24 protein-coding genes and 1 pseudogene are annotated in these 18,703 nt (G+C 60.6%); 14 read left to right on the forward strand and 11 right to left on the reverse strand.

The window, feature by feature from the left end; all coding sequences use genetic code 11:
• From DA792_RS01980 to DA792_RS02010, 10 genes and pseudogenes are all read right to left on the reverse strand, one after another.
• Positions 1-1,256, reverse strand: a pseudogene (locus DA792_RS01980) (sugar ABC transporter ATP-binding protein); the annotation flags it as partial.
• A gap of 9 nt (positions 1,257-1,265) precedes the next feature.
• The gene (locus tag DA792_RS01985) at positions 1,266-1,877 is read right to left on the reverse strand and encodes a hypothetical protein (RefSeq protein ID WP_107717974.1); all 612 of its coding nucleotides are present in this window, start codon (positions 1,875-1,877) and stop codon (positions 1,266-1,268) included.
• Complete coding sequence (locus tag DA792_RS01990; protein WP_159075137.1) at positions 1,877-2,281, reverse strand: hypothetical protein; 405 nt, start codon at positions 2,279-2,281, stop codon at positions 1,877-1,879. The genes DA792_RS01985 and DA792_RS01990 overlap by 1 nt, the downstream gene beginning before the upstream one ends.
• Before the next feature lie 54 nt (positions 2,282-2,335).
• Positions 2,336-2,677: a hypothetical protein gene (locus tag DA792_RS23150; RefSeq protein WP_368074463.1), complete on the reverse strand. Its 342-nt coding sequence runs from the start codon at positions 2,675-2,677 to the stop codon at positions 2,336-2,338.
• A 73-nt stretch (positions 2,678-2,750) separates the two neighbouring features.
• Positions 2,751-3,440 (reverse strand): strictosidine synthase family protein, encoded by a 690-nt coding sequence (locus DA792_RS23155; protein WP_368074464.1) that lies wholly within the window; start codon positions 3,438-3,440, stop codon positions 2,751-2,753.
• Between the two features lie 439 nt (positions 3,441-3,879).
• Positions 3,880-4,098, reverse strand: coding sequence for a hypothetical protein (locus DA792_RS23160; protein WP_368074465.1), 219 nt, complete (start codon positions 4,096-4,098; stop codon positions 3,880-3,882).
• A gap of 114 nt (positions 4,099-4,212) precedes the next feature.
• Complete coding sequence (locus tag DA792_RS23165; RefSeq protein ID WP_368074466.1) at positions 4,213-4,470, reverse strand: hypothetical protein; 258 nt, start codon at positions 4,468-4,470, stop codon at positions 4,213-4,215.
• A gap of 60 nt (positions 4,471-4,530) precedes the next feature.
• Positions 4,531-5,073 (reverse strand): sugar ABC transporter substrate-binding protein, encoded by a 543-nt coding sequence (locus DA792_RS02000; protein ID WP_107717978.1) that lies wholly within the window; start codon positions 5,071-5,073, stop codon positions 4,531-4,533.
• Positions 5,074-5,095: 22 nt separating this feature from the next.
• The gene (locus DA792_RS02005; RefSeq protein WP_107717980.1) at positions 5,096-5,428 is read right to left on the reverse strand and encodes a substrate-binding domain-containing protein; all 333 of its coding nucleotides are present in this window, start codon (positions 5,426-5,428) and stop codon (positions 5,096-5,098) included.
• A gap of 162 nt (positions 5,429-5,590) precedes the next feature.
• Positions 5,591-6,610, reverse strand: coding sequence for an ABC transporter permease (locus tag DA792_RS02010; protein ID WP_368074467.1), 1,020 nt, complete (start codon positions 6,608-6,610; stop codon positions 5,591-5,593).
• A 546-nt stretch (positions 6,611-7,156) separates the two neighbouring features.
• Between DA792_RS02010 and DA792_RS02015 the strand changes: the two genes are divergently transcribed.
• The 3 genes from DA792_RS02015 to DA792_RS02025 all read left to right on the forward strand — a co-directional run bounded on the left by DA792_RS02015 (position 7,157) and on the right by DA792_RS02025 (position 9,756).
• The gene (locus DA792_RS02015; RefSeq protein ID WP_074646903.1) at positions 7,157-8,131 is read left to right on the forward strand and encodes a LysR family transcriptional regulator; all 975 of its coding nucleotides are present in this window, start codon (positions 7,157-7,159) and stop codon (positions 8,129-8,131) included.
• Positions 8,132-8,189: 58 nt separating this feature from the next.
• Positions 8,190-9,014 (forward strand): universal stress protein, encoded by an 825-nt coding sequence (locus tag DA792_RS22620; RefSeq protein WP_226946242.1) that lies wholly within the window; start codon positions 8,190-8,192, stop codon positions 9,012-9,014.
• A 541-nt stretch (positions 9,015-9,555) separates the two neighbouring features.
• Positions 9,556-9,756 (forward strand): hypothetical protein, encoded by a 201-nt coding sequence (locus DA792_RS02025; RefSeq protein WP_074646905.1) that lies wholly within the window; start codon positions 9,556-9,558, stop codon positions 9,754-9,756.
• Here DA792_RS02025 and DA792_RS02030 read toward each other — a convergent pair.
• On the reverse strand, positions 9,750-10,328 hold the full coding sequence (locus tag DA792_RS02030; RefSeq protein WP_074646908.1) for a hypothetical protein: 579 nt from the start codon (positions 10,326-10,328) through the stop codon (positions 9,750-9,752). The genes DA792_RS02025 and DA792_RS02030 overlap by 7 nt on opposite strands.
• A 144-nt stretch (positions 10,329-10,472) precedes the next feature.
• Here DA792_RS02030 and DA792_RS02035 point away from each other — a divergent pair, with 144 nt between their 5' ends.
• From DA792_RS02035 to DA792_RS02085, 11 genes are all read left to right on the forward strand, one after another.
• Complete coding sequence (locus tag DA792_RS02035) at positions 10,473-10,787, forward strand: hypothetical protein (protein WP_074646910.1); 315 nt, start codon at positions 10,473-10,475, stop codon at positions 10,785-10,787.
• A 151-nt stretch (positions 10,788-10,938) separates the two neighbouring features.
• Positions 10,939-11,424 carry a lytic transglycosylase domain-containing protein gene (locus DA792_RS02040; protein WP_439099358.1) on the forward strand — a complete coding sequence of 162 codons (486 nt, stop codon included), beginning with the start codon at positions 10,939-10,941 and terminating at the stop codon, positions 11,422-11,424.
• Between the two features lie 15 nt (positions 11,425-11,439).
• Positions 11,440-11,721: a TrbC/VirB2 family protein gene (locus tag DA792_RS02045; RefSeq protein WP_074646914.1), complete on the forward strand. Its 282-nt coding sequence runs from the start codon at positions 11,440-11,442 to the stop codon at positions 11,719-11,721.
• Between the two features lie 111 nt (positions 11,722-11,832).
• Entirely contained in the window at positions 11,833-12,111 is a 279-nt protein-coding gene (locus DA792_RS02050; protein WP_074646916.1) for a type IV secretion system protein VirB3, read from the forward strand.
• Positions 12,086-14,479 (forward strand): type IV secretion system protein B4, encoded by a 2,394-nt coding sequence (locus DA792_RS02055; protein WP_199908057.1) that lies wholly within the window; start codon positions 12,086-12,088, stop codon positions 14,477-14,479. Before DA792_RS02050 ends, DA792_RS02055 begins: the two co-directional genes overlap by 26 nt.
• Positions 14,476-14,685 carry a hypothetical protein gene (locus DA792_RS02060; protein ID WP_107717983.1) on the forward strand — a complete coding sequence of 70 codons (210 nt, stop codon included), beginning with the start codon at positions 14,476-14,478 and terminating at the stop codon, positions 14,683-14,685. Before DA792_RS02055 ends, DA792_RS02060 begins: the two co-directional genes overlap by 4 nt.
• Entirely contained in the window at positions 14,682-15,794 is a 1,113-nt protein-coding gene (locus DA792_RS02065; protein WP_107717985.1) for a transglycosylase SLT domain-containing protein, read from the forward strand. The genes DA792_RS02060 and DA792_RS02065 overlap by 4 nt, the downstream gene beginning before the upstream one ends.
• On the forward strand, positions 15,791-16,558 hold the full coding sequence (locus DA792_RS02070) for a type IV secretion system protein (RefSeq protein ID WP_074646920.1): 768 nt from the start codon (positions 15,791-15,793) through the stop codon (positions 16,556-16,558). Before DA792_RS02065 ends, DA792_RS02070 begins: the two co-directional genes overlap by 4 nt.
• Complete coding sequence (locus DA792_RS02075) at positions 16,555-16,989, forward strand: hypothetical protein (RefSeq protein ID WP_245708064.1); 435 nt, start codon at positions 16,555-16,557, stop codon at positions 16,987-16,989. Before DA792_RS02070 ends, DA792_RS02075 begins: the two co-directional genes overlap by 4 nt.
• The gene (locus DA792_RS02080) at positions 16,990-18,003 is read left to right on the forward strand and encodes a type IV secretion system protein (RefSeq protein WP_107717987.1); all 1,014 of its coding nucleotides are present in this window, start codon (positions 16,990-16,992) and stop codon (positions 18,001-18,003) included.
• Positions 18,004-18,020: 17 nt separating this feature from the next.
• Complete coding sequence (locus DA792_RS02085; RefSeq protein ID WP_107717989.1) at positions 18,021-18,701, forward strand: virB8 family protein; 681 nt, start codon at positions 18,021-18,023, stop codon at positions 18,699-18,701.
• The last annotated feature ends 2 nt before the right edge of the window (positions 18,702-18,703 follow it).

The following is an 18,703-nucleotide window of genomic DNA, read 5'->3' on the forward strand; positions in this document are numbered from 1 at the left end:
TTTTGGACAAGCGCCCGTGCGATCACCACTTTCTGCTGATTGCCGCCGGACAGTTCGATGACGCTCGCATCGGAATCGATGGCCCTGATGTTGAGCTTGTCGCTCCAGTCCGCCGCCATAGCCTTCATCTCGGCATAGCTCACGAAGAGGCCCGGGCTTACATTGGCCGCCTGGGCCGCCCGATGGATATTTCTGCTATCGACATGCTTTCATAAAATCCTTCTATCTTGCGGTCCTCGGTGACATAAACGATCCCGTCCATCACCGCGGGCCGGGGCGTGCGGTAGCGAACCGGCTTGTTCTCAAGCCTCACCTCGCCGCCGTGAAAGAAATCGCGTTTATAGATGCCGCAGACGACCTTTGCGGTTTCGCTGCGCCCCGATCCGATCAGGCCGAAGATGCCGGTGACCTGCCCGCCATAGACCGAGAACGAATTGTTCTTGACGATCTTCGACATCGACAGGTTCTGAACGGACAGAACCTTGTGGCCGGGGGGACGGATCTTGTCCTCGCCATGGCTGTGGTAAAGCTCGTCGGACAGGCTGCGCCCCACCATCGCCTGAACGATCATATCGCGGTCGAACCGGTCCGCATCGTCGCTGATCACCAGCTCACCATCACGCAAGACCGAGATCCGGTCGGCAATGCTCAGCGCCTCTTCGAGCGCATGGGTGATGAAGATCACCGCCACCCCGCGCGCCTTGAGATCGGACCAGCGCAAAGAAATGCCGTTTTTCCTCGGGCGTCAGCGTCGCGGTGGGTTCGTCGAAAATGATGACGCGGGCCTTTTGCCGGACGGCGCGGGCAATCTCCACCATCTGTTTCTTGGCTGCGCCCAGGGTCGCCACATCGGCCCAGGGATCGACCTGAAAGTTCAGCGACTGCATGAATTGCTGCGCCGCGATGTAAATCCCGCGCAGCCGGTTGAAGAGCTTTTCCTCCCCGAGAAAAAGATTTTGCGCAACCGTCATGCTGGGGACGAGGCTGGTTTCCTGAAACACCATCGCCACGCCTTCGGCCAGCGCCTCTCCGGGTGTCGCAAAGGACACCGCCTTGTCGTCGAGCCGCATTTCGCCCGCCGTCGCCTGGGTGACGCCCGCCATGATCTTGGTCAGCGTCGATTTACCGGCGCCATTCTCGCCCAGCAGCGCATGCACTTCTCCGGGAAGAAGCTTGAAATCCACGTTCCGGATCGCGGGAATACCTCGATATTCCTTGGTCACGGATCGCATTTCGATAAGTGGTGATATCTGCATGGTGGTCACCTATAGTTTCGCACGGACGACAACATCGCCGCCCTTGGACGTCATGAGCAGGCCGTCACGGGACGGCAGACAACTGGTCACGCCGTGGCGCACCCCGTTTGCGCGGGAATGCAGGCTCTCTTTTGCATGGCCCGCCGGGTCCAGACGCAGCACGATGCCGAGCGAGCGTGACGGCGCCCATGGTTTGAGTTCTCCGAGTTGCTTGAGACTGCCGCCTTGCAACGGTTCCAGATAAGAGGTCGGAGCATGCAGTGACGGCGCGATCCAGTATTCCGGCTCGATGGTCGCGATCATGCGCTGTCGGTATTCGTCCTCGCGCAGAACGAATTCGATCAACTGCGTCCGCGGTGCAAAGAGAGTGAGCCACAGGCCCTCTCCCTCCGCGTCCCGCACCAGACGCCCCGGATACCCGGGAAGCTCCGCGAGCATGACCTTGGTCCGCCCGTCCGCGCCGATCCGCAACACTTGATGGCGCCAGCTTTCCGACACGATGACACTGTTCTCCTCGGCCGCCACGATCCCGTAGGGGAACGCCAGATCCCGGCACAGGCAGGTTGCTGCGCCAGCCGCGAGATCGAGTTTCCAGACAGAGCCGCTAGCCCGTTTCGTCATCAGGTCGAGCTCCAGTCGCCCATCCGGTTGTCCTGACTTGCCAGGCACAAAAGGAGTGTGTCCGGGTCGGTGAAAACGGCGGCGGACGGGGCGACGATCGGCATGCCGTTCAATTGCGTCCCCTCCCAGCCGTCATGACGACCACCGCGAATGAGCACCCGACCCTCGTCGAGCCCCACCGCCAAAGCTCCGCTGTCGTCGCTTGCAAGGCATGTGATGTCGCTGGACGCGCTCCAGATCACATCGGTTCCGCCCTCCGGCGTCAGACGCAGCAACCGCTCACGACTCGACAGCAAGATGCCATCAGGGGTGGACAGGATGTTGTCTGGGGCTTCCAGAGAAGCAAGCGCCTCTGCCTCGTCGATCCGCGTGTTCGGTCGCAGCGCCCCGTCCATCGGGGGCAATGTGGTGGCCGCGCTGCCGCTGCCCCGAAATCGGTCCAGTGTCCGGAGAAAATGTTACTCATCGGTTTTGTCTCCCTTGTCTTGCTTGTCTCCCCAGTAATGTTTGATGCCCGTCCACTCGGGGTCCGCACCCGGAAGGTCGTAAACCCCGATCCGGTCGTTGAAGAGCCCCCCGAGATAGAGCCTGCCCTTGTGTTCGCGCATTGAGGTGATCGAGGGGTGCTTGACCCCGTCGCGATCCCACAGCACATCAAGGATTTCGCCCTCCAGGCTGAACTTGAACAGACAGCCCGCATTCATGTTTGGATACATCCATTCGTCCGCCGCCACGCGGTAGACCATGCGCCGCCGGAACTGTGGCATCCGCTGAGCGAGATCGAATGTCGGCGACCGCATGCCGATGACGGCACACCAGAAGGACCCGTCCGAGGCACGGTTGATATTGTCCGGGTAGCCGGCAGATCCGGGATCACGACTTCGGTCTGCCCCTTGCGCGGGCCCGCGTACCAATAGCGACTGATCCGACAGCCCCAGGTTCGGCAAAGAGGAAGGATTCATCGTCGCCAACCATCGTGATGCCATTCGGGAACTGAAGGTTCGACAGAACGGTCCGGGACGAGCCGTCGTGCGGGTCGTAGCAGATGATCCGACCATTGCCGCGCGATTCCAGCGCATCGAGAATCCAGTCGTGAATCTCGTAGCGGATGGTGGCTTCGGAAAAGAAAATCCGACCGTCCGGCGCGATGTCGAGATCGTCGGCGAGCCGCATACGGGAATCGTCGATCACCGAGAACAGCGAGCGGTTGGTTTCGTCCGAAAGTTTGACCGGCTTGCGGTCCTTGGTGACTTTGTAAAGCCCATTCCCCCGACACAGACCACAGCTCCTGATCCCGATTGAACGCCATGCCAAGCGGCTGCCCCCGATATGGACATAGACCTCGTGCCGTTTGTAATCCGGGGCAAAGAACCGGATCACATCGCCATGACGGCTGCCGCAATAGAGGTTGTCGTCTTCATCGAGAATAATGTCTTCCGGCCCGTCGAGCTCGCCCAGACGATTGCCTCCGCCGACGACAACCTGTCGTTGACCTCGTAAACCGACGACGAGCCTTCCACCGTTTCGGGACAGGGCGGAAGCGCGAAATAGGTCGGGACACATAGGCCCGGTTCAGGATCTTGAGCCGGTTCTTGACCCATTTGACGTCGATCGCCACGGCGGCCAGAAGAATCAGCCCCAAAACGAGTTCGCTTGTCCCGGTGCGCAGCCCGAGCCGCACCAGCGCATTGGTCACCAGCACGACGATCACCGTGCCGATAATGGCCTTGGCCACAGACCCACGGCCACCGCCAAGGCTGTTGCCGCCGAGCACCGCCGCCGTCAGGATCACAATTTCGAGTCCGACACCGACAGAGCCGCCTATGCTGCCGAGGCGCGAGGCATAGAACAGCGCCCCGCCGCCGTCAGAACGCCGGACATCACATAGGTCTGCGCCACGATCCGCTGACCGGCAGACCCACATTATAGGCCGAGCGGCGCGAGCCACCGACCGCACTCAAATGCCAGCCGAAGCGCATGCGCGTCATCAGGATATGGATCATCACCGCGACAATGGTGGCAAATACAAGCGAGACCGGCACCCCATGACACTGGCCAGCCCCAGATAATCCCATGCCGGCACCGCCGTGTCGGAATAGGAAGCCTGGACCCCGTAGTTCAGCGACAAAAGTTCCACGATGGCGCGCAGCAGGATGAGCGTCACCAATGTGGTCAAAAACGCGCGCAGACGCATGTAGCCGATAAGCAGCCCGTTCAACATCCCGACGAGCCCGCCGAGCAGCAGGACCGCAGGATGACGACAATCAGCGGCATGCCGAGCGCATTCACCAGATAGAGCCCGGCGAAATTGCACAGGCGAAATTAGACCCGACACTCAGGTCGATTCCCCGGCCTTGAGCACCAGCGTCATGCCGATGCAGATGAACATGTATTCCCCCAGAACACGGGCAATCGTCGACAGGCTCCCGATGGTGAAGAACCCCGGTATGATCGTGGAAAACACGGCGATGGCGAGGACCAGGAAAAGCACCGGGATCGCGTTGTCGACCCAGTTCTTGGCCAGAATTTCGCCAAGCAGATGATCCGGGACATAGCGATACCGCCAGCGCTGATACGTTTCGTTTACGCTCATTCAACTTACTCCGAAGATATGCGCGGCCGCAGCACACAGGCATACGACCGCGTCCGGGGCTCAGTCGCCCGCCTTGATCCCGTCCAGCGTCCAGCAGGATGCGGGGCCCACCGTGTCCGGTGTCAGGATCTTGTTTTCCGTATAAAGACCGAAGGGCTGCGATCCCGGTTCGGGCCGGGTCTGCAACAGGATCTGGATGGTTTCAGCCAGTTGATTCGCCTGATCGCGGGTGTCCACCTTGACATAGGACGCAAACGCGCCGCTCTCGAGGTTCGTACAGCCGAATTGCTGATTGCCGCCGCCTGTTGAAATCAGTTTGACCTGCTCCGTCAGCCCGGCTTCGCGAATGGCCGCCGCGATGCCGACATCCATATTGTCCCACAAGCCGATGAAGGCGCAGAGATCGCCATGTTGTTTGAGAATGGTCGAGGCGATCGAGCGCGCCTTGGACGCGTCCCAGTCGGCGGCCTGATTGGAAACGATCTCGATATCCGGGTACTCCGACAGGGCATCCTCGACGCCTGCAACGCCCAACTGGTTCGGCGGCGCCGTGACCGGCCCCTGCACCACGGCGACCTTGCCCGAGGTTCCCTTGCCGCACATCCGGCGGCCTCCTGCGCCGTTTTCACCCCGACATCGTACCAGTCCCGCCGACGAAGGCGTCGGAGTTGACCGGGGTCTTCAGGTTCATCTGGATCACATTGATGCCCGCATCCATCGCCCGGCGAATGAGCTTGGCATAGGCCTGCATATCGTTGTTGTGGACGATCAACACATCGGGCTTTTCGTTGATGAGCTGTTCGATGGCCTGGGCCCCGGCATCGACATTCCAGTTGGGATCGCGGATCGTCAGCTCATACCCGAGCCGCTCTGCATCCCGTTCAACGGCCGCCATCCAGCCCTGTGTCAGGTCGAACCCCATCGTGATCGGAACGAAAGCGACCTTTTTGCCTTCCAATGCCTTGTGATAGTCAAAGATCAGGCCGTCGTTCGGCGCTCCGCCATCGCTGGCATGGAAACCCTAGGGTCGCGCACAGAACGGCTGTGACACCGAGCGCCTTTGTCAATCTGGACAGTTTCATGTTTCTCCTCCCATGAGACTTGTTGTGCTTTTTTTCGATTATTGTTGGGTGTTGTTTTGGCCTGTAAGCGCCTCAGATATCCCCCTGTTGAGAGGTCTGTTCATCTCTGGGGTTGAGCACCGAGTCGACAATGATCGCCAACAACAGAATGAGGCTCTTGATGATGTTCTGCGCGAATAGCTGATGTTCATGATCGTCATGCCGTTCAGCAGCAATCCGATCAAAAGCGTGCCTGAAAGAACATTGCGTACGCTGCCCTTGCCCCCGGCCAAACCGATCCCCCCGATCACGACCACCAGAATGATGTCGTAGATCATCGTCGAACTGGCCAGTTTGGTGTTCACGGAGGACACCGTCATCGCCATGATCAGACCAGCACAGAAGGCGATGAACGCCGAACTGCTGTACATCAGGACCTTGATGGGGCGGATCGGGATACCGCTGTTGCGCGACGCCATCGGGTTGTCGCCGATCGCATAGACGAACGCCCCGTAGCGCGTCAGGCGCAGCCCGACGAAAGCGGCACAGGCGACGACCAGGAACAGCACGACGGGCATCGGCAACGCCGCGACGCTCCCCGTCCCAAGCGAGGCCAGCCAGCCAACATCGCCGCTGATGAAAATATTGTCGCTCGGCACCAGCGCGAAACGCCCGAGCCCGGTAATGACGGTGGCCATGGCGAGCGTGGCGAAGATATCCGGGATTTCGACATAGGCCACGAGGATGCCGGTGACCGTCCCAATGGCCAGCGCCAGCAACAGCCCCAACAGCAACGCCAGTTCGATCTGCATCCCGCCGGTAAAAAGGACAAAGGACCATCCGGTGGAAAACACCATGACCGCAACCATCGTCAGGTCTATGCCCCGTCCGATGACGACCCCGGCCATGCCAATGGCCAGAATACCCAGCATCGAAACATTCTGTAAAAGCGACACGAGATTCGACACCTGAAAGAAGCTGTCGAGTGTCAGCGAGAAAATCACGAAAAGCGCCCCGGAAATGGCAAGCACCATTTGTTCCTGGTTCAACGAGAGCCTCGTTTTTTGATGTGCAGTCATGGCGGCTTCCTCCCCAAGCCATGCCCCTGCCCTCGTCGCATCTTCATGTGCGATCGTTTCAGAGCGGGACCCAAAATAATGTCATGCCTGACAATCCCGGGCGAATGTCTGCATTCATCCCGACAGGCGTCATGTGTCGTCCGTATCACCTGACAGAGGCGATGCCCTCCTTGCCATCCTCCCTGTCGCAAGCCTTTGGCAAGATCGTTGTGCGGCGCCAACCGGACGCGTCATTTTGTCGTCTTGTTTGTTTTGCTGCCCGTATCTTTGGGATCGGGCGATATTTTGTCTAATATCAACTTCACAAAAATACATATGAGATAGATTATGAATTAGAGTTCTCATAGTACGACATCCATGACACCCCCACCCATACGGGAGAACGGATATTCCCTTGGAAACATCGACCGCCCGCCAAGCCATCACCGACACCGCCCGCGAACACGCGCCCGACGCGTGTTCGCGAATAACCTTCGCAAAATCGTTCCCCTGCCGGGACATCTCGGCCTGCCAATACCGACTGAAACCTGAAACCGGACCGAAGCCATGACACAACAGCCGAAACATGTCCCTCTGCCACAGGAGTTTCTGCATTCCAGAAACCTGACGTTGCATAAACTCAATGTATTTTGCATCGTTGCCAAATATTCCAGCGTGACAAGGACCGCCGAACATCTAAACATTGCCCAGCCGGCTGTTACGGCGCACCTGCGCAGCCTCGAAGAAAGTCTCGGAACGCAACTTGTGCGCAAGGCCGGGCGCAATATCGAACTGACCCAAGCCGGCGAACGGGTCTATTCCTGGGCAACCGAGGTCATGCAACGCAGCACGGAGATGTTTCTTGATCTGGAGGATATCCGTCAGGGTATCCTTGGAGAAACCAAGATCGCAGCCACAATGGTCGTCGGAACATATAAACTTCCAGATATCATTATCCGGTTTCACAAGGAGTATCCGACCAGCAAGGTCTGCATGTCGATGTCCAGCCCCCGCCTCGCCACCGAGGCCGTTCTCTCCGGCGACTGCGATTTTGGCGTCGCCCTGATTGACCCTAACCAGGACACATCGCGGCTTGAAATCGAATTGCTCTGGAAAGAACCCCTCTTCCTTGTTGCGGCCCTGAACAGCAGCTTCGCCGGAAATGTCGCAAGCCTGTCGGACCTCGCCTCCCTGCCGTTCGTCACCCCCCGCAAGGGACAGATCGCCCGCGAACTCATTGACGAGGCCCTGCGCACCGCGGGCGTTGTCCGCACAAACAGCGTCCTGGAATTCGGGCATCCTGAACCGATCCTGAGCGCCATTCGCGCAGATATCGGTGTCGGCTTTGTGTTTCAGAGCGCCGTGCCCGCCAACCCGGAAAAAGACGGGCTTCGCATCGTGCAGACACCGGAAATCGACATCGCCATCCCTCTGTTCCTGATCCATGACAAGAAAATGGTCTTCTCCGCGCCGCAAACCGAACTGATCTCGGAAATCCGCAATACGTTTGCGAATTTCGGACGGGAAACCACAAAATCATAGACCTCTAAGATTATGTCGTCTAAGGTTTCGGAAATCATTTTCGGACTGTGAGGACATCGTGACCATTAAAAACATCCTTCTCGCCCACACTGGAAGCGCGGGATTTCCCCATAGCCTTCGTCACGCCGTGAAAGTTGCAAAACGCCATGAAGCATGGCTGACCGGCATTTATGGCGGACCGTCGTCCTATTTCGATCAGGTGCTGGGTCTGACCGAAGACCTCCACGACAAGCTCAAGACGGTGAGAGCCGCAAAAATCGAGGGCTCGCGGGAGTTGTTTCAGCAGGAAGTGGAAGCCGCCGGGATCGAAAATCGCGCCCGTTTTCTCATGCCCGAGGTCATCGGCAAACTTTCTCTGGCAGAGATCGCCCGGAATTTCGACTTCATCGTAACCGGCTATCCTCCGAAACTTCCCACGGATGAATACCGGGCCGTCAGCCCGGATGTGATGGCGCTGCAAAGCGGTCGCCCCGTACTTGTGGTGCCCGATGACTATATCTCAGAAGGGCTGGCCAATCATGTGCTGGTCGCATGGGACGGCAAACGGGCCTCCGCGCGTGCGCTGAGCGACGCCATGACCGTGCTCGAAGATGCACCGAAGAAGGTCTCGATCCTGACCGTCGGCGATGTGCTTCACGAGATGCCCACAGGCACCGATATCGTGACCCACCTCGAACGCCACGGCATACAGGCGGAACACATCCTGCGTCCCCGATCGGGACGAAAAATCGCGGAGATCATCGAAACTACGGCTTCTGAAATCGGCGCACAGCTGATCGTGATGGGCGCATACGAGCACAGCAAGTTTTCGCAGGATCTGTTCGGCGGTGTCACCCACCATGTAATCCGCACCGCCAAAGTGCCAGTGTTCATGTCGCACTAAAAGAATGCCCCCTACATGCATGTTTTATGCCAACAACAGGACAGTTAGACAAAGCGGAACGAGACGACATTTCGTTCATATTAACCACTAAGAAGTGGCTCTATGGATGCCCGCCAGCGCGGGTCTACCCCGTCTTGATAAGACGCGCGATGCTCGTGAATCACATCCGGACTCGTGCGCCTTAGCCGCGCGGACAGCACAGAGAATAATCTGCAATTGTAACATATATTTAGCGTGACTGCATGTCGCGCATAATGTCCATTCCACAGTCGTCAAATTGAGCAACTGTGTTTGTATTGAACATGCAGGAGCTGAGACGCGCGTTTTCTTAGTCATGACGAACTTACTAATCTGTCCAACATGAGTCGAATTCATATGGCAAGGAGGAGAACGCAAAGTTCGCTTCATCCATTAATTTATTGGAACGTATCACAAAATTCTTGGAGGGTGACCCGACCCTCTTGTTCACAGAGCGCTATATAGGCCTTTTATCATACCCCTGCGCGCTCATGCGCACATTTTATTTGTAAGCAGTATTTTTATGGGTAAAAAGAAGATCGGAAGGCCCTTTCAGGAAGGCTATTTCCTCTCAAAGCAAGTCGAAACCCACGTCTTCACGGACTACCGTTGGAACGATGGCACCACCAGCCGTCTCTGGCATTTTGACCCTGACCAATATGACCCGTCGGCCATTTACATCCGCCCTTTTTCCCTCAGCGATCCTGATGAGAGCGATCAATAAGCAAACCACTCCGAGTGGCCCATGTTGCCCTCATAGTCGCCGTATTCGACCATGATGCTGCGAAGAGAGAATTCACCTGAGCGTCGCCTCGTGGGCAACTCGATCACTTGGCCACTTTGAGAGACGAAACTGTCAGGCCATGACCGGCTTTCTCGTCGCGCGCGCTGGAGATAGGTGCAGGTTCGGTTCTCCCGATCGCACGATTTCACGGACCAGTTCCACACACGCCCATCCTCATTGGTGTCATATGAGCTTCCAGTGAACCAGATCACATGGGTCCGGTTCAGCCATTCGTATTCCGGCAGGTTGGTGTCGAGCTCACCCTCCCCGCCGGGCCCGCCCAGCTCGACCGGCACATGGGCAAAGGTGCAGACCCCGAAGGGCGGCAGGCTCGGCCAGGGCGTGATGCGGCGGATCATGGTGCGATAGGCCCGTGCGCAGACCGCGCTTGGCGGGAAACCACCCGCCATGCAAAGCATGATGGCGCAGTCGATATCATAGGCCCGCGCCTTCTCAGGGGTGCCGAACGCCGCCATCACACCCATCACCGCAGCCATCGCCTGTCGCTTCATGTCGCTCACCAGCCTTGTTTCGCGCGAAAGTTGCGCGAACTATCGCGCAATTTGTATTTATCTGCAATATGTCGTATTGACTCCATATGACTTTATGGCCTTAGTGTCGTGAAGTAGAAGGGCTCTCATGGGGAGAGTCCGAACATGCCGATAGCGCGCAACCAAATTTTGATCACCATCGATGGTGTAAAAGACCTTTTTGAGAAGGGCGTTGCATTCCGCTGCCGGTATGAACTCGTGGGGTTCACGGACGATGGCAAGCCGCGCTACCAGTGCATCTACCTGCGGATCGGCGAGCCGGAAGCCATTCTCGTCTCCACGAGAATTACCCCGCACGGGCCCGAGCCGCGGTATTTCAACATCTGGCCGGGGCTCTTTAAACATCATCTCGAGTTCGGTGACGGGCGCAATCTGTGCTTTGGCCCTGACTACAGCATCACCCTCGAGGAGTGCGGCTGACGTCATCGCTTTTGCGCGCGATGGCACTGTTCGGACGTCAGGTTGGACCTTCCACGGCGAAAAACCCGCCTGGGCAGGGCTGAACGACGGCGCTGAACCCGTGGTTTCATTTCCACCTCAGGAGGCTACACCGACTTCGGGGCGCACAGAGATCCTCAATTTGATCCTGGCCACCGCAGATCGCCACGAGGGCAATCGCGCCCTGCGGCAGGTTGGTCTGGGCCCGGATGATTGGCAGGTCCTGTTCCGCGCACTGGTCGAAGCTGAAAGCAGCTACAACCCGACCGCCGTAAGCCCCAAGGGCGCCTATGGTCTCGGCCAACTGATGCCGGATACCGCCCGTGCTCTCAGCGTCGATCCGCGCGATCCCTCCCAGAACCTCGACGGCGCGGCGCGCTATCTCCTCGCTCAACTCGCCACGTTCAAGGACATCGACCTTGCGCTCGCGGCCTACAATGCCGGTCCTCACCGCGTGATCCAATACGCGGGCGTCCCACCCTTCTCCGAGACGCGTGCCTACATTGCGCGCATTCACCGGATACAGTCTCGGCTGGCGGGGACGCCTACGAACAAGCCAAGCTTCCGCCTCGCGACCAGCCTGCCAGAGCGCGCACCGGTCCTCATTGATTTTCAGTAATTAAAGGAACTTCGCATGCTTCGACATCGCCTCAGCCGCCTTTTGCCCACCGCTACAACCTTGACGATTCTCTCGGCACCCGCTTTCGCGCAAGACTTGTCGCCGATCCAGACCATGCTGGAAACCGTCGAGGCCGCTCTCACCGGTCCGATCGGGATCGCGGTCGCGACGCTCGCGGTCATTGGCACCGGCTTCATGTGTATGATGGGAAGGCTCAACTGGGGCTGGTTCGCCTCGGTCATCATCGGGATCGTGCTGATCTTCTCGGCCGGCACCATTGTCGACGGCTTCTCGTGACATTCCGGCAAAATAGCATCCTACGAGCGACCCGAACGCGTTGTGCTGCGCAAACGCTGCCTCGGGTCCCTCTCCGGACACACAATTTCTTCTAAGCCGGAATATCACCCAATGGCAGAACGATCCCCCCTGTTTCTGGGCCTCGCCCGTCCGCCCAAGTATCTGGGTCTCCCTGTCGGATACCTCGTGGTGCTGGCGACAGGGGTCGTTCTGCCGTTCATCTGGACCAAGTCCATGGCCTTCTTCCTGATCGGCCTCGTCGCCTATCCGATCCTCTGGTTCGTCGCCGACCGCGAGCCGCATTTCTTCGAGGTGCTGCGCGTCTCCTATGGATCGGTGCGCCCGACGAAGAACCGGGCCCTGCATGGAGGCGACAGCTTTGGCGCTTGATGCAGGCACACTTTCCACTCACGGAACGGCACTCCTTCAGGCTGGCGGCGGGGAGTTCGCGCGGGAGAGCTATCTCGCCGAACACCTGCCGTATTTTGCTCTCGCCGATGACGATGTCATGGTCCTGCGCGAGGGCGATCTGATGGCGACCCTGCGCCTCGACGGGCTTAACCCGATGACCACTGAGGACGCCCGGCTCGATGCGCTCAAACGCGCGGTCGCAGCCATCGTCGCCCAGACCGGTAATGCCTTTGGTTTCTACATCCACCGGATCTCAGTCCCGCAGGATCTCGGGATGCGCCCTATCGAGGGAGACAGCTTCGCCGCCGCGATCGACACGCGCTGGCAGGCCCATGTCAAAGACCTGCGCCCCGCCAAACGCCAACTTTATCTCAGCGTGATTCGGCGGCCTGACATCTCGGCCCGTATTCCGCTCCTGCGCGCGCTGGCCCGCAGGGCCTGGGTCAAGGACCGCGCGACACGCCTGCAGGAGCTGAACGAGGTCATGGGCTTTTTCGAGGTGGCGCTTGCGTCGGCCAACCCAGTCAGACTCACGAAGTCCGGTGGTGAATGGCTGGGCTATCTCAATACCCTGAACGCGGGCAGCTTCTCCCCCATCGCCTTCGGGCATAGCGCCCTGCCCCTCTCGCATACCTTGAGCAATTGCCGCGCGACCTTTGATGGCGAAGTTGTCACCCTGACCGATGCCGTGACCGGTCGGGTCAAATACGGCGCTCTCTTTTCGATGAAGTCCTACCCCGCACTCACCGACGTCACACTCCTCGACGCGCTCGACCTGCCGCTGGATATCGTGCTGACGAACTCCTTCAGTCCGATCCCGAACAACATCATGGCCGAACGCATCCAGCGCATCATCCGTCAGATGCATGCCTCCGACGATGCCGCCGTCTCTCTGCGCGAACAACTGGGCCAGGCCGCCGATGACCAGGAAGCGGGCCGCATCGCCTTTGGCGATCATCACCTCTCCATCGCCGTCTACGCCCCGGACCGCGACACGCTCGAACGCGCCGCCGCCCAGATCAAACGCGTTGGCCAAGAGATCATGTCGGTGATCGTGCGCGAGAACATGGCGCTTAAAGCCACCTACTTCGCACAATCTCCCGGCAACTTCGGCTACCGCGCCCGCAAGACGCCGATTTCCTCGATCAACTTCGCGGATTTCGCGGCACTTCACGGCAGCGTCGAAGGGCGCGGGCCGGATCAGTCGCCTTGGGGTCAGACCATTTCGGCCCTGCCCACGGTCGGCACCTCGGGCTATCGGTTCAATTTCCACGAGGCGGGCGGCCCCGGCAAGGAACCAACGGTCGGCCATACGCTTGTGCTCGGTCGCACCGGCACGGGCAAGACGCTGACCACCGCTTTCCTCGCAGCCCAAGCGCAGCGGGTCGGCGCGCGGCTCTTTTTCTTCGACAAGGATCGCGGCCTCGAAATGGCGGTTCGCGCCTTGGGCGGGCGCTACAACGAGATCCGCGCGGGCGTACCGACAGGGCTGAATCCGCTCGCCACCGAGACAGACGAGCGCGGCCGTGCCTGGCTTTCGGACTGGCTGGCGACACTCCTCACGCGCAATGGCACACTCACCGGCGAGCAATCCCGCCATATCCAGAGTGCGGTCGGCCAGAACGCCGATGCGGGCGCGGCGCTGCAGCGCTTTGTCAGTTTCGAGACGCTGTTTCAGTCGCTCGATGATGATGGCGAGCTGCAGTCCCGCGTCGCCGAATGGGCGCCGGGTGGACGTTACGGATGGGTTTTCGACGAGTCCGAGCGCGGCGCGGGCCTCAAGCTCACAGGCGACATCGTCGGGTTTGACATGACCGAGATCCTCGACATGACCACCGAGCGGATGGCGGTGCTCTCCTACATTTTCCGCCAGATCGAACGCGTGGTCGAAGACCGCCGCCCCACCATCATCGTGCTCGACGAGGCCTGGAAGCTTCTGGACGATCCGTATTTCGGGGCGCGGCTGGAAAACTGGCTGGTGACGCTGCGCAAGATGAACTGCGTCGTGATCATGATGACGCAGTACCCGAGCCAATTGCGCGACAGCCGCGTCGGCAAGACCATCGTCGAGACCGTCCCGACCCAGATCCTCTTCCCCAACGATCGCGCCACGATCTCGGACTATGACTTCCTGCGCGTGAACGCCAAGGAGGCCGCCCTTCTGGTCCAGCCCACCATCGGCCAGCGCATCGCGCTTGTGCGCTCGGCGGGCGACAGTGTCTTCGTCGATGCCGATCTCTCTGCCTTGGGCAACCTCCTCCCCATCCTTGGCGGCGGCGCCACCGGCGAAGCCCGCGTACGCGCCGATTGGCGCGCCAATCCCGATTTCTGGAGACATGTGATATGAGTCTGAAACCCCTCCTTGCGCTTTGTGCGGCCGCAAGCCTGCTGGCCGCTTGCGAGAAATACACCGAGAAAACCTCACCCTGCTTTGGTCGCAATGGCAAGCCGCAGGTGACCCGGTCCGCGCTTTCCTTCTCGATCATGGGCGTACCGGCTCAGGAGACGGCCAAGCCCGACTGTACCTTCGAGCCCCTGCCCCGTCCGGAATGAGCCGTGCCGCGATCATATCTGCCGGGCTCTGCCTCGGCCTCAGCGCCCTGCCCGCGCTCGCCCAAGGCGTGCCGACGCAGGATAATTCCGCGATTGGCCGCGCTATCGCGCGGGTAACGGCGCTCGCCGAGGATCTGGGCGTTCAGCAAGACAAGGACCGCACCGAGTCCACGCTTGCGGATGTCCAAGCCGACCAGCTGCGCGTCCTCGAAGAGATGACCGCGGCGATCACCGGTCCCGGCTTCGATATCCGCGCGCTCGAGGGCAATGCGAATTTCGGGGTGGCGGCGGTCTATCCCAATACCGATCCCAGCCCGATGAACAGCCGCCTTTTCGGAGAGGGCCGGGAGACGGTCGAGATGATGATCGTCGAGGTCGCGGGCGAGTTCGCAGGCGCCCCGGGTGTGACCCGGGCCGGTCTCTCGGCCACCCAGTGGCGCTGCCTCTTCCAGGCGCTGATCAAGCAGGAGAGCCGCTTCAACGTCACAGCACAAAGCCCCGTTGGCGCCTATGGGCTGACCCAACTCATGCCCGGAACCGCCGCCGACCTCGGCGTCGACCGTTATGATGTGAAAGACAACCTCCGCGGCGGCGCGCGTTACATCACCACCCAGCTCAATCGCTTCGGCAACATCCCTCATGCGCTTGCGGCCTATAACGCAGGCCCGGGCCGGGTGATCGAATATGGCGGCGTTCCGCCCTTTGCCGAGACCCAAGGCTACGTCCGCAATATCTCGAAATTCTACAACGAATACCTGGCTGTCGTGGGCGGTGCCGACGCGCTCGGCACACTCTCTCCCTCGGATTTTGCGCTCGCCGAATATGCCAGCATCTCCGAGGCGGGCGTCTATTACGCCGCCGACAGCTCGGCCACCACCGAACAGGTGATCAACCGCTTGCGTGCCATCATCCTGCAGATCGACGCGCAACCCAATGCCAAAGCGGCCTGGGAGCTCAACACCTATGCCAAAGCCGAGATCGGTCGCATCCTCAACCTTCGCGTCCGGCTGATGGCGGCAAACCAGCAGCGCGAGGCGGCTTACGCGCAGCACCTCGTCGCCGACCGGCTGGCCGAGCGCGACTTCATGCAGATGGGAGTTCCCGAATGAGACATTTTCTCCTGACCGTGGCCGCAGTCACCACACTCGGGTTTGCCTCGCCCGCAGCGGCGCAGGGCGTGCCGACCTTTGATGGATCACAGCTTGGTCAGCTCGTGGCACAGCTCGAGCACATGGCCGAGGACCTGAACGTCCAGATGCAGCAGCTCGCCACCATGCGGCTGGAACTAGAAACCCAGTTGTCGCAACTGACGAACCTCGAGGCGCAATTGACTTCACTGATTGAGGGCAGCGGGCTCGGAGAACTCTTCGCCACTGTCGAAGAATTCCGCGCGCTGCGTGGCAAGCTGGTGGCCCCCCTCAATACCGCGCAGTCACTGGCCAGCGGCGATTTCCTGAGCGGGTTCAATCCAGGCGCAGAACTCTCGGCCTCGGTCGAACGGGTTCTGTCGGGCAGCGGCTTCACCTCGGGACGACTGAGCACGCTCTCGGGCTCCGATCAGCCTGCCGACAACCGCATCGCCACCTCGGCCGGGGCAAGCGCCATGCTCTCCGTCGCAGCCGAGGCGAGCCACGAAGAGGCAGGGCAAAGCCTCGAACGGCTCGAGACCATGGTCGGGCTCATCGACGATCAGGACGGGCTGAAGGCCGCCGTCGATCTCAACACCCGCGTCACCGCCGAGCTCGGCATCATTCTAACCCAGATCTGGCGCCTCGAAGCAGCCCAAGGCGTCAGTGCCGGCCAGCTTGGCGTCGTCGATGCCGCGACCCTCGCGGACGAGCGCAAATTCCGCTCAATGGCGGTGGATCCATGAGGACCTCCAAGCTTACCCCGAGCCGCTTCACCCTGAAGGAAGCCGGACTTCTGAGCCTTTCGCTTGCCCTGCCGCTCGGCCTCCTTGTCTTGCCTGACGCGGCATCAGGTCAGGATCGGCCCTTCACCTCGATGGAGATCGCACGGGATGAAGAGGATGCGTGCCGCGTCCCCAAACCCCCGGTGGATCTCGCCGAGACCGCTTACCTGCGGAACGGCTACCGCGCGATCCTGCGCATCCTTGTTGCTGAAGAAGCCCTCGCCTCGGAAACCTGCACCTGCCTGCTGGGCGACTTCACCTGGGATCAGGCGCTCACCGCCCTGCCCCGGTTCCAGACCTCGGACAACCCACGCCTGCCATTCAAGGTGCTCGATCTCTACGCGCAGGCCGACGCGCTCGAGGCGCAAGTTGTGGAGGCCTGTGCGGAGTAGATGGGGGTCATTCGCGACATCCTGAGCCAGGTCGACGCCGCGGTGGATACCGTGGCGCAGGACGGGTTTGTCTCTTCGGCAGGTGCTGTCGGCGATGTGATCTCCGCCGGGGCCGCGCTCCTTGTCGTGCTCCTCGGGATCAACGCGGTGATGCAACTCCGCCCCCTGCCCTTCGGCACCGGCTTTGCCTTTGGAATGAAAGTCGCGCTCGTGGGCATATTCGCGCAGAGCTGGGACAATTTCAGCGTCATCTATGACATCGTTACGCGCGTGCCCGACTCCGTTGGAGCCTCGATCCTGGCGCTTACCGGCTCGGGCGACGAGGCCGGGGTCTATGAGAGCCTCGACAACATGGTCGCCCGCATCACCGCCTATGGCGACACGATTGGGGATCGCGCGGGCTGGGTCTTTGGCGCGGTCCTGGGCGCGATCTTCTTCGTCCTCTCCGCCGTCTTCGCCGCCGTCACCGCCGGGATCATCGCTTTCGCCCGCATCGTCTTCGCGCTTATGATTGTCATCGCCCCCTTCATGATCGTGACCTCGCTCTTCAAGCCGACCCAGTCCCTCTTCGAGGCCTGGACCCGCGCCACCATCGGCTATGCGCTCATGCCCGTCGCCGCAGCCGGGGCCGCGGGCATCATCGTCGCCATCGCAGAAGCCATCGGCGACGCCTCAGCCGATCCGGGCGATGTCGAGACCGTCAGCCTCATCCTGCCCTTCCTCGTCATCCTGATCCTTAGCGCCGGGATCATGGCCTCGGTGCCCTACATCGCCTCCAACCTCACCGGGGTCGTCGGCATTGCCTCGAATGCCGTAGGCCTGACCGGCCTCGCGCGGCAAGGTTTCGTGAACACGCGGGAGTACGGCACTGGCGCGACCTCGCGCCTCGTCACTGGCAAATCCCCGCATGAGCTGAACCAGATGGCCAATGCGGGCGTGGTGAAGACCGGCGAGATGATCCGGCAAAGCCCCGGCGCGCTTCTCTCCGCCGCCAAGGCCTTCCGCAAACCCTGATGTGAAAGACGATTGACTTGAAGAAGACGGTACCTAGTTCCTCCGCGCCTGACCGCGACGCTTTCGAGGCGGATTTCATCTACGGGCCAAGACGGCGTGAGCGTTTCGCCTGGTTCGTTGCGGCGGCCGGCGTGCTGGTCGGCGTGGCCGGCATGGTCGCGGGCGCGAGCCTCTTTCCAATCAAATCGACCGAGACCTTCGTGGTCGTGGTCGATAAGGAGACCGGCGAGATGGACCGGGTAGCCGCCGTACAGGCCCTGACGCTATCCGAGAGCGACGCCATCATCCAGGCCAATCTTGTCGCCTACGTCGATGATCGAGAGACCTATGACCTGACCGATGGCGAGCAACGGATCAACTCGGTCCTCGACCGTTCCGATGGCGATGCCGCCCGAACGCTGCGCGATCTCTGGTCCTCCACCAACGAAGACTACCCGATCACCGTCTATGGCCGCGACGCCAAGATCGAGGTGGTGATCAAGTCGGTGAACCAGATCGAGCGCGGCGTGGCCCAGGTCCGCTTCACCCGCACGCTGCGCCGGCCGCGCGACACCCGCACCGTGACCCGGTCTTACGTCGCCACGCTCAGTTACGACTTCCAACCCGAAACCCGCCAGCGCCTTCAGGATGTCTGGGCCAACCCCTTGGGCTTCGTGGTGACCTCCTACCGCGTCGACGCCGAGACCCTGGAGAACTGACC

Origin of the sequence: Celeribacter baekdonensis (assembly GCF_003047105.1) — a bacterium.
Lineage (GTDB): Bacteria > Pseudomonadota > Alphaproteobacteria > Rhodobacterales > Rhodobacteraceae > Celeribacter > Celeribacter baekdonensis_B.